Here is a 13,973-nt window from a genome sequence, read left to right on the forward strand (position 1 = left end):
CCAGTTGATGGCACGAATAAGTAAAATGAACTAAAGGAAGAATATCATGGGAAACGCTCGTCTTGGCTACATCTGGCTGGACGGTTACGACATCGCAAACATCCGTACAAAGGCACAAATCCACCATTAGATAAGGAGGAGATACAAACGTGATTATGAAAATTACAGCAATTACATTAACGCTAAGCCTTATGATTACAGCAGCAGTAGCAATGGAGCCAACACAAGAACAGATTGATAGTGGTAAGCGTATAGTTATGGATACAGCTGTTGAATGTCACTCAGAACTGACCCGGTGTTGTCACCGAGATTTGACCCGCTCAGTCGTTATGCTTTCTTCGTCATGATGTGGTCAATGCTGTTGTTTCCTTCCTTTTCTGTTTCGCAATTTCTGAGCTGGCTTTGAAGCGATAACTATCATTGCCGGTCTCGAGAATGTGGCAGCGGTGGGTGAGCCGATCGAGCAAGGCCGTGGTCATTTTGGCATCACCGAAGACCGTCGCCCATTCGCTGAAGCTGAGGTTGGTGGTGATGACAACGCTGGTGCGTTCGTAGAGTTTGCTCAAAAGGTGGAACAGCAGCGCGCCGCCTGATGTGCTGAACGGCAGGTATCCGAGCTCGTCAAGGATGACGAGGTCCGTTTTGACCAGTGCCTCAGCGATTTTCCCAGCCTTGCCGAGGGCCTTTTCTTGCTCCAGCGCGTTGACCAGTTCGACCGTTGAGAAGAAGCGCACACGTTTGCGATGATGCTCTATGGCCTGAATGCCGAGTGCAGTCGCAACGTGGCTTTTCCCCGTACCTGGCCCACCGATCAGCACGACATTCTCAGCGCCGTCTATGAACTCGCACCGGTGTAGTTGGCGGACCAAAGCTTCGTTGATCTCACTGGCGGAGAAGTTGAAGCCGGAAAGATCCTTGTAGGCCGGGAAGCGTGCGGCCTTCATGTGGTAGGCGATTGAGCGCACCTCGCGTTCGGCCATTTCAGCCTTGAGCAACTGCGAGAGCACCGGGACGGCTGCATCAAATGCAGGTGCCCCCTGTTCAAGCAGATCGCCGACAGCCTGCGCCATTCCGGGCATTTTCAAGCTGCGCAGCATGATGACGATAGCCGCACCGGCGGGGTCATGACGCATGACGCGTTCCTCCTTGCCGCAGCCCGTCGTAGCGGCTGACATTGGCCTCAGGTTCCTTATTCAGAGCTAGGGCTGAAGGCGGGGTCACATCGGGCTGGTCTGTCGGAGTGCCGTCCACCAGCCTGTGAAGCAGGTTCAGCACATGGGTCTTGGTTGGCACACCTGCCTCCAGCGCCATTTCTACCGCACAGAGCACGGCCTGTTCATCATGGTGCAGAACGAGTGACAAGATATCGACCATCTCTCGATCTCCTCCGGGCTTACGCAGTAATTGATCCTGCAATTGTCGGAAGGGATCGGGCATTTCCATGAATGGGGCACCATTGCGTAGCGCCCCCGGTTTGCGCTGGACCACCGCCAGGTAATGCCGCCAGTCATAGATGACGCGCCCAAGCTGGCGGTGGGATCTTTCAATGATGCGCTGGTGGGCGCAAATGACCTGCCCCTCGGTAACAACGACCAATTTCTCAGGGTAGATGTGCAGGCTGACACGGCGGTTTGCGAAGCTTGCGGGCACAGAGTAGCGGTTGCGATCAAAGGTGATCAGACAGGTTGGTGACACGCGCTTGCTCAGCTCAACAAAGCCGTCAAAGGCTGTTGGCAGCGGCATCAGCGCGGCTTTCTCGCCTTCCCAGGCATCGGCAATACTGCCGGGCAAACTGCCGTGCGCCGTCTCGGCCCACAACATCTTGCAGCGACCTTCGAGCCAATCATTCAGGGCTACAAGGTTTCGGAAGACAGGCGCGACCTGCCACAGACGATGGCGCGCATCGCGGACGTTCTTTTCAACCTGGCCTTTCTCCCAGCCCGCCGCTGGATTGCAGAACTCTGGCTCGAAGACGTAGTGGCTGGTCATCGCCAGAAAGCGCGCATTCACATCGCGCTGCTTGCCGCGACCGACACGGTCAACAGCCGTCTTCATATTGTCATAGATGCCACGGCCCGGAATGCCGCCAAACACACGGAAAGCATGCCAATGCGCGTCAAACAGCATTTCATGCGTCTGCAACAAATAGGCCCGCACCAAAAACGCCCTGCTATGTGACAGCTTGATATGGGCGACCTGAAGCTTGACACGCTCGCCGCCGATCACGGCCCAGTCCTCGCTCCAATCGAACTGGAATGCTTCGCCAGGTTGGAACACCAAAGGCACAAATGTCCCGCGCCCAGTTGTTTGCATCACATGCTGCCGCTCTGCTTTCCAAGCCCTGACAAAAGCTGCGACCCGTTCATATGATCCATCAAAGCCAAGCTGCACCAGATCTGCGTGCATCTGCTTGGCCGTGCATCGATCTTTGCGCGATTTGCGCTGCTCCGTAATCAGCCAGCCTGACAGTTTCTCCGCAAACGGATCCAGCTTGCTTGGCCGCTTGGGCGTCTGGAAACTGGGCTCCACTATGTCAGCCCGCAGATACTTCCTGATGGTGTTGCGAGACAGTCCCGTCCGCCGTGAAATCTCGCGAATGGGCATCTTGTCCCTCAGTGCCCATCGTCGAATTACGCTCAAAAATCCCATGTCTATCACTCCAATGACCCCCGACAAATCCCGTCAGGGGCACGGTTGCACATGGGTCATTTCTCAGTGACAATTCTGGCCCTTACCGGGTCAGTTCTGAGTGACATTCAACAAGCTCATCCATTGTTCGAATTTAACGACGCCGAAATAACCGCCTATTCTTGCGGTAATATCGGTTGGGCGGTCGGGTTCGGAACAGTCAACGTTGTAACAGGCGAAATCGCACATATCCGCGTGACTCAGATTTACCACCTTGTGCATGGGTTCTGGCGTCTAATCCACGTCCACAACTCAAAGCCGACCCCAAATATTGACGGGATCAGCCAGGAGCTGACACAGCTTCAGGATCTGCTCGATGCCGCGCTCTCGTCGAACGCCGAACTGGCCCGGACGGGGCTTGCCACCATAATGTTTACCGATATTGCCGATAGTACAACTTTAGCCGCCACGGTTGGTGACGCGCGATGGTCTACCGCTATTAAGTCTCATATTGCGCTTGTCGGTGAGATTGTAACGGAACACGGTGGCACAATGATCAAATCCCTGGGCGATGGCACAATGTCGTCTTTCAATTCGGCTCGCGCCGCCCTTTCTTCTGCAACCGCACTTCAAAGGGCCATGTACGATAGAGATAGTGAACCCCGGCTGCAAACGCGCATCGGGCTACACACCGGCGATCTGGTCGAGGAGGATGGCGATATGTTCGGGTCCGTCGTCAACAAGGCCGCTCGTGTCACAGCTGCCGCACAACCCGGCGAGATCCGGGTCTCTGACGCAACCCGCGCGATGGTGGGCGGTAGCGTTGACTTTACCTTTTCTCAACAGGTCTCAACTCCTCTCAAAGGGTTAGATGGCGAGCACACGCTCTATCTATTGGAGTGGCAAACATGAGGTAGGCGTAGCGGCGCCAAGTGAGCATTTGCCAATCTCTGCAAAGTCCGCGACCCGGGCATCGCCTGTCGAAACCTCGCCGCGCCTTGCCCGAATGTCCGCATTTCCCTCGCCATGCAGCGGAAGAATTTCGGCAGTGCAGCAGGACGTCATGCTGCAAGCGCGCGCAGTGAGTAAGCGGCACTTCCGCAGTGGGCTCCGAGCCCGTAATCGCGGCGTTTAACTTGAACGTCGCCTGCTGAAGCGCGCATGTCTTGGGTTCGATGGGAAACGCGAAAGATCAAGTGCTTGGCGTTTTTGGCGAAGGGCCGGTTCCCTGCAGTCTGAGCAAAGTGCGTGCTGCGATGGCATCGGGCAGCTCGGAGCCCATAGCAGAAGTGCATCAGAACTTTCGTTTGCACATTATGCAGAGACAGCGGCGGCAAACTTAATCAACGGTGCCTAAGCAAGGTGAGTTGCTCCGCTTAGCGCGGGCATGCTGAGGGCGACATAGCTGATTTTCTGCCCTAACATCAAAAGAAATGGGAGTTATCACTTGAAGCGTCGCCTAATTGCTGTGCTTGTTATCGATATTGCCGGGTCCGCCGAGCTGACCAACGCCGATGAAGAGGGCATGCATGCCCGGATCATGGCGTTGCAGGACAAGATCATCGCTCCTGTCGTGGCGACTTGGGAGGGACGCGTCGTCAAGTATCTGGGCGATGGTGCGCTGGCTGAATTTCCGTCGGTAGTGAATGCGGTTCAGGCTGCGATCGACATACTGGACCTGAACAGGGAACAGGAAGAGACACAGCCCGAAGCGCGGCGAATATATCTGCGGGTGGGCGTAAACCTTGGGGATGTGATCTTGCAGAATGGTGACATCCACGGAGAGGGCGTCAATATCGCGGCGCGGCTGGAAGGGCTGGCGGACCCAAATGGCTTGTGCATCTCTGGGTTGGCTTATGAGGGACTAGGACCGAGGCGAGCAGATGAGTTTGCCGATAGTGGGCCCTACAAGGTGAAGAATATCGACAAGCCGATCAGGGTGTATCGGTGGCGGCCAGAGGGTGACAGCAGTATCGCCGCGCGTGTAGTGGAGGTGCAGCCGACCATCGCGATCGCCCCGTTTCGGCATGGCTCTGCCAGCAATGAGATAGAAGAACTGTCCAGCGGCCTGGCCGAGGACATTGCCATCGCGATCGGTACCGTTGCGCAGCTTACTGTAGTCGATGAGAGCCGCAGCCTCGAACCACCACGTTACCGGCTTAGTGGCAGCATTCGTGCAATTGGAGAGCGCGTGCGGGTACAGTGCAAGCTGGTTGACCAGTTTTCCGGCGTGCAGGTCTGGGCGCAGCGTTATGATCGATCTGGGAGCCACCTGTTCGAGTTGCAGGATGACCTGGCACAGAAAATCGTGATTGACGTGCACACGACGCTTGGTGCCGGCAGCTACACGAACCGCTGGCAGCAATACGCCGCACCTGCATCCTCTCTGTCTTCCAAAGCGCGACACGAGTTGGAGAGCACTTCGAACTAGACCTCTTTTCCAAGAGCAAACGAAGATCACCAAATCAATAAAACCGACGTCCGGAGTAACCCATGGTTGGCTTCATCTGTTAGAGCGAGGTGCCTCTGAAATCCGTCGACAGCAGATTTATGCAGCCAACGCAGCAAGCAATGTGCGAGCCTGCATCTGCTCTTCCGGGCAATCTCCTTCGGTGATGCTTTCGTGGACGGCTTTGAGAAGAGAGATGGCGTCAGCGTTTCGACCCTTTTCCTGCCAGAGGCGCGCGAGGTCGATGGCTGCGCGCAGTTCCCAAAGTCTGGCGCCCTGCTGACGGGCGACTTCGATGGCCATCAAAAGGTACTTTTCCGCGGCGTCTCCGTTGCCGTCGACGTTTGCCAACCCGGCCTGTAAGCGATGCAAATCGGACAATGAGTACCGTTCGCCAGTCGCTTCAATCACGTCCTGAGCCATGGCCGCCAATTCCTTGGCCGGACCGAAAAGACCGAGCGCCAAAGCCCGTTTTCCCGCTTCGATCCGGAAAGTTGGTACGAAAACACCATTCATGCCTGCAGCCATCTCAGCATCGAGAGCAAAGAAGCGATCTATGCCTGCCCGATCACCCTGACCCGCTCTAAGCAGATCAGACGCTATCCGAGCTATGCTCAACCAGATATGCAGGTTGTGTTCTTCGACAATCGGATGCAACGCATTCAAATGACGCAACAAGGTAGACTCGTCATTGGCTATCACAGCGGAAATAATAAAGTGACCATGCATATAGCAGGTCGTGAGGATATGGCCTGACGCCAAAGCCCGGTTCTCCGCTTCTCGCGCGTGCACTGCGGCACGTTTTGTTTCGCCCATGAGAAGAGAATTTAGAGAGTGGTAGATATGGGTTGCGACACCTATCTCCTGTCCAAACCGAAAAGCGAGGCCATCGTGCTTGGCTGGATCATAAACCGCGAGAGATTTATCTAGGAAGCTCCGCGCTTCGGCAAGCTTGCCAGACATCATTGAATAGACGCCCCGGCTTCGATTTGCTAAAACGAGTTCTGTCGTGTCTCCCGACTTCTCAGCCTCGTCCAAAAGAAGCTGCGACCATGGTAAAGCTTCGGAATGTTCGGCTCTGACGTATCGTCCAGCCCAAAGTGCGAAAACGACATCGAACCTCAATGGAGTGTCCCCGATCAAATCCGCCAGAACAAGTGCGCGCTCCATTTCCATTTTTGTCTCGTCGGCGGCATATCCAACACCCTGCAGGCAGGCCATTCCTAGTTGAACCTGCAAGGCAAGTGCCCGCTCGATAACCGTGCGTTCACCTCCTTCAACGTTTGGGTTGATCAAAGCGATAGCACGTCGAAGGTTGGAGATGCCTTCCTTGAATGCCGGTCTAGCGATGGCGGCCTTGCCTGCGGCTTCCCACAGATCGATAGCGCGGTCGGTCAGGTTGGCGGCCTCGGCGTGCACGGCAAGGACTTCCGGGGCAACGTCGTGGTCGGTTTCCAGCGCCGTCAGGATGCGTGCGTGGATGGCGCGGCGCTTCTCCTTCAGCTGGCTTTCATAAGCCGCATCCCGGACCAGCGCGTGCTTGAACAGATAGGTGGCTTCAGGTGGGAGGCCGCGCCGGTAGATCAGTTCCGCCTTGATCAGGCCATCGAGTGCGGCTGTCAGTTCGGCATCCGGCATTAGGGAGATCTGCGCCAGCAGGCCGTGGCTGAACTCGCGGCCAATGCAGGCAGCCGTCTGCGCTACTTCCTTGATTGGTTGCAACCGGTCAAGCCGCGCCATCAAGCTGTCGTGCAGTGTGGTAGGGATGGCAATGGTGCTGAGCGGTCCATTCAGAACAAGGCTGTCGCCGTCCTCCTTCAGGGCACCGGATTCCAGTATCGTCTTGGTCAGTTCCTCGACAAACAATGGCACACCATCGGTGCGCTCAGCAATGATCGCGATGATCTCGTCTGGCAGGGCCTTGCCGTCTGTTAGCTTGGCGACGATATCCTCGATCTGATCCTTCCCCAGCCGGTTCAGCGCAAAGCGCGTCACGATGGGATGACCGCCAAAGCCATGTTCGAACGCCGGGCGCGCCGTGGCGAGGATCATGATCTTCTGATCCGCAACAGTATCCAAAAGCAGGTCGAGCAACTCTAGCGAAGTCGGGTCAATCCAGTGCAGATCTTCGTAGACCAACAGCACCGGCCTGTCCTGGCTTTGCTGAACCAGCAGCTTGGCCAGTGTCTTCATGGTATGCGCCCGTTGCTGGGCTGGTGTCAGGTCAAGCGCACCGTACCTCGCGGTGCCGTCCAGACCCATCATCGGCGTGATCAGCCTCAGTACCTCGGGGTCCTGACCGAGCAGCGCCTCCAGCTTGTCCAGCCGGGTATCCAACCCGTCCGCCGATGTGAACCCGGCGGCGAAAGCGATCTGCTGAATGACCGGATAGAACGCTGAATCCGCGTGATAGGGCGAGCATTGATAAGTGATGCGGGTGTGGTCATCCTTCGCAACCTCGTCGATCACTGCTCTGGTGATGCGCGACTTGCCGATACCAGCCTCGCCGCTGACGATGACCATCTGGCCTTGGCCCGACCTGGCAAGCGTCCAGCGTTCGAGCATCAGCTCGATTTCGCGATTGCGTCCAACGATGGGGGTAAGGGCTCCAGACTGGCGCGCCGCAAAGCGGCTTTCCTGCACTGCCTCGCCCTCGACGATGAAGGCTTCAACCGGGGCACCCACGCCTTTCAACTCTTGTGCGCCGATTGACGTCAGCTTGTAAGTGCTGCCCAGCAGGCGACGTGTTTCGCTTGGCAGAACAAGCTGGTTGGGCCGAGCTACGCCCTGCAGTCGCGCGGCGAGGTTGGGGGTCTCTCCAACCACAGCGGCTTCCTGTGTTGCGCCGCTGCCGATCAGGTCTCCAACGATCACAACACCTGTCGCGACACCGATGCGGGTTGCCAGCGCTGAACCGTCGGGCGCCTTTGTCGCTCTGACGCTGTCGATGATCGCCAGCCCCGCCCGCACCGCGCGCTCCGCATCATCCTCACCGGCACGGGGCCAGCCGAAGTAGCACATCACGCCGTCGCCCATAAACTTGGCCACAAATCCCTCATAGCGGCTCACCACACCCGCAACCGTGTTCTGGTAGCCCGTGATGACATTGCGCACGTCTTCCGCGTCAAAGCGCGTCGCCATCTCTGTTGAACCCACAAGATCAACAAACATTACCGTCAGGTGGCGGCGCTCGGCGTCGGTTGGCGGATCTGTGGCCATAGCATCCAAAACAGGTGCCACCGGTGTCGCATTCGGCTCAATGGAACCGGAGCCGCCAACCAGGAGCTTGATCGCATCATTCAACCGGCGACGCGGTCCTAGCGGCAGGCCCAGTTCTTTAAAATCATCTTCGCTCAGTCGGTGCAGATCGCTGACTTCCACCTCAGCTTCGGCAAAAGCTGGCGCATATTTCTCCAGTCCAAGTTCTGCGAGCCAGCTTTGTACGTCCTGCAACTTGACCCCCTACGGATACCGATGTCAGGAACCGACACCTCCCAAAAGCCCGACAGTAAGCCTTTTTTGGTTTATGTCATGCTTTTACTTTGCGCGCTCAAACAGACTGTTTGACGGTTGATCAGCCGATGGGCAGCTGCATCAGGATTGCGCCGCCGAACAACATCGCCACAAAGAGCGCGATCTGGTTTGCGCTCATGCCAATCTCACTACCGAAAACTGCGCCCATCCCCGATTGGCTGGCATAGATGCTGCCCAGCAAAAAGATCCCGACGGTGCCAAGCGGAGAGGCATCAAACAGGTCCTTGAGCCCGCCGGGCTTGGCGACTTTCACAGCTGGGGCGGGCTGGATCGACAGCAAGATTGGAGCAAACGAGATAGACACCAGAATAGAGGCTCCGATGAACAGGGCGGAATTTGCCGCGTCCCCCAGTGTCAGCAGGCCTTGCGCCCCAATGATGCCAAGCGTTTGCGCAAGCATATAAGCCGACAGCATTTTGCCACGATTTTCATTGGTCGTCGCGTTGTTGAGCCAGCTTTCCGCGACGACATAGACGCCGGACATACAGAACCCGACAATGATGCGCAGAACTGTCCAGGACCAAGGTTCTACCACCAGTGTGAAGGCGATCAGAGCCGCAGAGATGAAGCTGCCCAGAGCCGCGAAGACGCGCACATGTCCAACCCGCTGGATCAGGGCCGGTGTGAAACGCGCCCCGGACAGAAAGCCCAAAAAATATGCAGATGTCACAACGGATAGTTCGGCTGAGGAAAACCCTTCGATCCCGCCACGCAGGCCCATCAGGGTAAAATGCATCCCGTTGCCAAGCATGATGAGCACAATTCCAAGCAAGAGCGCCCAAACAGCAGCCAGCATGTTTATCATCTAAACGTTCCTATCGCGGTGGGAAGTGTCCTGTTTTGAGAACATAAGACATCGCAATGCTGCAGTCGCAATGCTGCAACGCCGCATATGCGCCACTTAGCGACATTCCATGAAGTTCCCAAAATGAAATAGGCGCCGAGAAGCAGGAAAAGACAGGCAATGCATAGCGCCCGCATCGGGCAGCACGGTAATTTCATCAAAGCAGACATTCTGTTTCGAGCCAGAAAAGTCCGGATTGTCCGCAGAGCGGAAGTAGACCAATTTTTCGTCAGTGTCCGCTCTTGTGGTAAGAGGTCGTTCATAACCAAAACTTCAAATTTCCAGTCATGAACGGCTGCTTAACGCGACGAACCGGTCGTCAGAGAAAAATAGTCGAATGACTGCATCGAGCGGCGGTTTCAACGGGTCGACGCAACACTTTAATCTTTGACCAAAGATGGAGTGAGCATAATGAAGTATCGTCGCCGGATATTTTTCACAGATAAACAGAAGTCAGAGATATGGGATCGATGGCAACGCGGCGAGTCGATGAGTTCGATCGGACGTTTGTTTGAACGCGAGTCATCGTCGATCTATCCGCTGCTTGCGCGCACTGGCGGCATTCGCCCGCCGGACCGTGTGAGGTCTCGGCTCGCTCTGACGCTTTCCGACCGCGAAGAGATATCCAGAGGCTTGCGAGCGCAGGTCTCGCTGCGTTCAATTGCTCAAACATTGAAGCGACCGGCATCCACAATCAGTCGCGAGGTCAGGCGCAATGGCGGCGCCAAACTTTATCGAGCAGCGGTGTCTGATGCAGCTGCTTGGGACCGCGCCCATCGCCCAAAGCTCTGCAAGTTGGCGGGCAATGACTATCTGTGCCGCGCAATATCGGCCAAGCTGACGCGCAAATGGTCTCCACAACAAATCGCAGGCTGGTTGATGCGTGAACATCCCGATGAAGACAACAAGCGGGTCTCCCATGAGACGATCTACCGAAGCCTTTTTATCCAGACAAGAGGCGTACTTAAGAAAGAATTATTGGCGCATCTGCGGGCGACACGATCCATACGCCGATCCCGCCATGCCACCTTGAAGCGCAGCGGCCTGGGTAAGTTCAACGACGCAATATCGATCCGTGACAGACCTGCGGACGTTGAGGATCGAGCAGTGCCGGGCCATTGGGAAGGAGACTTGATTGCAGGGTCTGGCAACAGCTTCATCGCGACATTGGTCGAACGTCACACCCGCTTTGTGATGCTGGCCAAGGTGAGCAACAAGGACAGCCACAGTGTCATTCAGGCATTGATCAAACAGTCTCGCAAGTTGCCAAAAGAGCTGTACCGCTCGCTGACCTGGGACCGCGGAACGGAGATGGCTGGACACAAGGCCTTCACCCTGGCCACGGATATTGACGTCTTTCTGTGCGAGCCACATTCGCCATGGCAACGCGGCACAAACGAAAATACCAACCGTCTGCTGCGACAGTACTTCCCAAAGGGCACAGATTTGTCGATACATAGTCAGGCGAAGCTCAGCGCCGTCGCCAGACAACTCAACGAACGACCTCGAAAGACGCTCAACTACGAAACACCAGCCGAGCGTTTCAATGCATGTGTTGCGTCGACCCGTTGAAACCGCCGCCCAAAGCAGCCGGATCAAAACCTCGCCCTTCGCCGGCGCAGCAAACCGGTCTTTGTTTGTAGAAACTGCCTAGTTGTTGCATTGTAACACCGCAAGACAACACCGGAGAACGAATGTCCCGAAAACTTGCTGGAATCCTGGTGGCTGATGCAGTCGCCTACAGTGCCCGGATGGAGGAAAACGAGGCCAAAGCACTGGCCGCGCTCTCCAACTCACGCGCGATTATAGACGGCATTCTTGCTGAGCATCAGGGCTCGATTATCGCTACTGCAGCAGATAGCGTCATCGCCGAGTTTCCTTCGGCGCTGGATGCCGTTCGCGCCGCTCTCGATGCTCAGGCCCAATTGGAGCGAGATGAAGCAGATAATTTTCGCTTTCGTATTGGGGTGCACTTCGGGGACGTAGTACAGCAGGACGGAACACTTCTCGGTGATGGGGTTAATATCGCCGCGCGCCTAGAGCCTTTGGCGCCGAAGGGCGGGATAATAATCTCCGGCGTTGTCGCTGATCAAATTGTGGGGAAAGTCGATGCGAGATTCTCGGCGATTGGCAAGCACAGTGTCAAAAACATTGCACGTCCGGTTGATCTGTATTGCTGGCCCGAAACGGCAGCAAAGGCCTACCGTCGCCGTAAACTCATGCGTCTGTGGCCTATTGCGACGGTCGCATTGATTGCTGTCGCCTCAGTATTCGCGTGGTTCGCCCGTCAGGAAGAGGTCGATCAAGGTATGCCAACGGGTCCCAAGATCGCAGTTCTACCATTCGAGGAAGTTGGTGCGGGTGCGGAAGAAGTCTTCTTCGCTGATGGACTTAGCCGAGACATCAACGCCTACCTAACCAAATTCTCTAATCTATTTGTTTTTTCTCTCAGTTCGACACGGGAGTATTCTGAGGTTGATTGCGCCACCATCCGCAGGGAGTTGAATGCAGATTTTATACTATCCGGGACGGTCCGTCGCGCGGATGAAAGCCTGCGAGTTACAACCTCATTCACGGATGCCAGGGATTGCGTTCAGCTTAACGCGCCCGGCCCATTCACACGCGATCTGTCGGCGCAAAGCGTGATTGACGTACAGATCGAAATCGCAAGGAAGGTCGTTTCTGAGATAGGGTCTGCTGACGCCCCCATCTTCGATGCCAAGTTCGCTCGCGCGATTGAGGAAAAGGCGCCAGAGAACCTCAACGCTTATGAGTGCGTGCTGCTATCTTACTGGTTTTACGAGAATTTCGAACCTGACCGCCATAGGCGAGCGCGTGACTGCCTCATGGGTGCGGTGAAATCCGATCCTGACTATTCGCTCGCATGGTCGAGACTGGCGTTCTCACACATCGAGTCGAAGAAATACTCTATCGATACGAAGGACAGTTGGGACGAAGACAGTTTACGCGCGGCACAGCGTGCGATCGATCTAGACCCGGCCAATCCAGATGCGTATTACGCTCTGGCGATCCGTAGCCAGATGGTCGGTGATGCGCCGGATGTATTCGCGAACCACGCGCGAAAGGCGATTGAGCTAAATCCATATGACTCCTTCGTTCTGGCGGATTTGGGTACTTGGATGGCCTATGCCGGTCAATGGGATACAGGCAAAGAATGGGTTACTCGGGCCAAAGCTTTGAACCCCAAGCACCAGAGTTGGTGGGATTTTATATGGCAACTGCACTCATTCCTCCAAGGCGACTATTCGGCGTCTATTGCGCATGCGCAAACCGTGAACTTGCCCGGTAACTATATGGTGCAGGCTGCTCTAACGGCTGCACACGCCATGAACGGGGATCAAGAGATGGCCGAAAGGACATTGGAAAAAGTTCTTGAATTGAAACCCGACTATGCGGAAGATCCGAGACAGCCATTCCGGGCACGTGGTATGGAAAAAGTTCTTGTGGACAAACTCATGGAAGGTCTAACCATGGCAGGGTTGGATGTTCCGACATGACCTCTTTGAACCTTTAGGGCGTTGAGCTTAGCTTTTTCTCAGATCACTTCGACGGTCCTTCAAGCAGCCATTGGCAGATTGCGCGCACGGCCTTTCGGCGCTTGGCGCGCTTGTTGACGACAAGATAGTATCCCCCAAACTCGATCTCGACAGGGCTCAATTCGACAAGCGCGCCGGACTGTAGCTCTGGCTCGCAAAGGTTCTTGTCCATGAGGACCGCACCCAATCCTGCCACCGCGGACTGTATTGAGAGTATGGCGCCAAGGGGATGGAGCAGGTTCAGGTTCGGGATATTGGTAAGGCCCGCTTTTTCAAACCATTCGGGCCAAAGGCCGAATGTCGCATCAACAAGCAGGGGGCCTTTGGCCAGCGCCGAAAGATCCAGTGCTCCATGCGACAACGGGGCAAAGCCGGGTGCCGCGTACGCCCTGACACCGCATTGAAACAGAAGATGGTCGTCATCATCTGCCTTAGTGCGTAAGTACCGCAGGCCCATGTCAAAGTCGTGCGCCTCGATATCCATCAACTGGGTCGAGACAGACAGCTTTAGGTCAACATCGGGGTGGCGCGCTTTGAGGCTGGCCAGTCGCGGGATCAACCATTTCTGGGCAACTGTGTTTTCTGTCGTGAGGGTGACGGTGCCTTTGGGTGGGACCGAGAGCGCCTCGGTTGCATGGGCTATCCGATCCAGCGCGGGGGTGATCTCGGACAGGTACGCGCGCCCTTGATCGGTGAGGACAACACCTGTGTTGTGCGTGCGAAAGAGGTGGACATCCAGACGCCCCTCCAAACCGCGCACGTGCCGAGAGATTGCGGAATGAGACACGTTCAACTCTTCGGCGGCCTTCGTAAAACTGCCCAACCTTCCCGCTGCCTCGAAGGCACGCAACGCGTTCAGTGGGGGCAAGAGTCGCATCCTGCTTTGTGACTTTTTGGAACAATGGATGTCAAGGAACGGCGTTTGAGCCTGTTGAGTGCGGTGCGGTAAATTTGGCGCAAG

At 56.1% G+C, this 13,973-nt stretch carries 8 protein-coding genes and 1 pseudogene; 4 read left to right on the top strand and 5 right to left on the bottom strand.

The window, feature by feature from the left end; genetic code table 11:
* Positions 1 to 341: 341 nt before the first annotated feature.
* Both istB and istA read right to left on the bottom strand, forming a co-directional pair.
* A complete protein-coding gene (gene istB / locus OLX72_RS15255) occupies positions 342 to 1,133 on the bottom strand; it encodes an IS21-like element helper ATPase IstB (protein ID WP_114870387.1) in 792 nt (263 codons plus the stop codon).
* Positions 1,123 to 2,649, bottom strand: a complete 1,527-nt coding sequence (gene istA, locus OLX72_RS15260; protein WP_114868709.1) for an IS21 family transposase — start codon at positions 2,647 to 2,649, stop codon at positions 1,123 to 1,125. Before istA ends, istB begins: the two co-directional genes overlap by 11 nt.
* Before the next feature lie 66 nt (positions 2,650 to 2,715).
* Here istA and OLX72_RS15265 point away from each other — a divergent pair, with 66 nt between their 5' ends.
* On the top strand, positions 2,716 to 3,540 hold the full coding sequence (locus OLX72_RS15265) for an adenylate/guanylate cyclase domain-containing protein (RefSeq protein ID WP_433989012.1): 825 nt from the start codon (positions 2,716 to 2,718) through the stop codon (positions 3,538 to 3,540).
* 535 nt (positions 3,541 to 4,075) lie between these two features.
* Positions 4,076 to 5,059, top strand: a complete 984-nt coding sequence (locus OLX72_RS15270; protein ID WP_433989013.1) for an adenylate/guanylate cyclase domain-containing protein — start codon at positions 4,076 to 4,078, stop codon at positions 5,057 to 5,059.
* A 117-nt stretch (positions 5,060 to 5,176) separates the two neighbouring features.
* On the opposite strand, the gene OLX72_RS15275 is transcribed toward OLX72_RS15270, so the two are convergent.
* Positions 5,177 to 8,530, bottom strand: coding sequence for an adenylate/guanylate cyclase domain-containing protein (locus OLX72_RS15275; RefSeq protein ID WP_433989014.1), 3,354 nt, complete (start codon positions 8,528 to 8,530; stop codon positions 5,177 to 5,179).
* A 124-nt stretch (positions 8,531 to 8,654) separates the two neighbouring features.
* Positions 8,655 to 9,416, bottom strand: a pseudogene (locus tag OLX72_RS15280) (MFS transporter); the annotation flags it as partial.
* A 450-nt stretch (positions 9,417 to 9,866) separates the two neighbouring features.
* Here OLX72_RS15280 and OLX72_RS15285 point away from each other — a divergent pair.
* Together OLX72_RS15285 and OLX72_RS15290 are read left to right on the top strand one after the other, a co-directional pair.
* The gene (locus OLX72_RS15285) at positions 9,867 to 11,027 is read left to right on the top strand and encodes an IS30 family transposase (protein WP_114869640.1); all 1,161 of its coding nucleotides are present in this window, start codon (positions 9,867 to 9,869) and stop codon (positions 11,025 to 11,027) included.
* 122 nt (positions 11,028 to 11,149) lie between these two features.
* The gene (locus OLX72_RS15290; RefSeq protein WP_433989015.1) at positions 11,150 to 12,973 is read left to right on the top strand and encodes an adenylate/guanylate cyclase domain-containing protein; all 1,824 of its coding nucleotides are present in this window, start codon (positions 11,150 to 11,152) and stop codon (positions 12,971 to 12,973) included.
* A gap of 43 nt (positions 12,974 to 13,016) precedes the next feature.
* Here the strand turns inward: OLX72_RS15290 and OLX72_RS15295 are convergent, their stop codons facing one another.
* Complete coding sequence (locus OLX72_RS15295) at positions 13,017 to 13,880, bottom strand: LysR substrate-binding domain-containing protein (RefSeq protein ID WP_433989016.1); 864 nt, start codon at positions 13,878 to 13,880, stop codon at positions 13,017 to 13,019.
* Between the last annotated feature and the right edge of the window lie 93 nt (positions 13,881 to 13,973).

It is taken from the genome of Sulfitobacter sp. TBRI5, assembly GCF_051013555.1.
Classification (GTDB): Bacteria; Pseudomonadota; Alphaproteobacteria; order Rhodobacterales; family Rhodobacteraceae; genus JL08.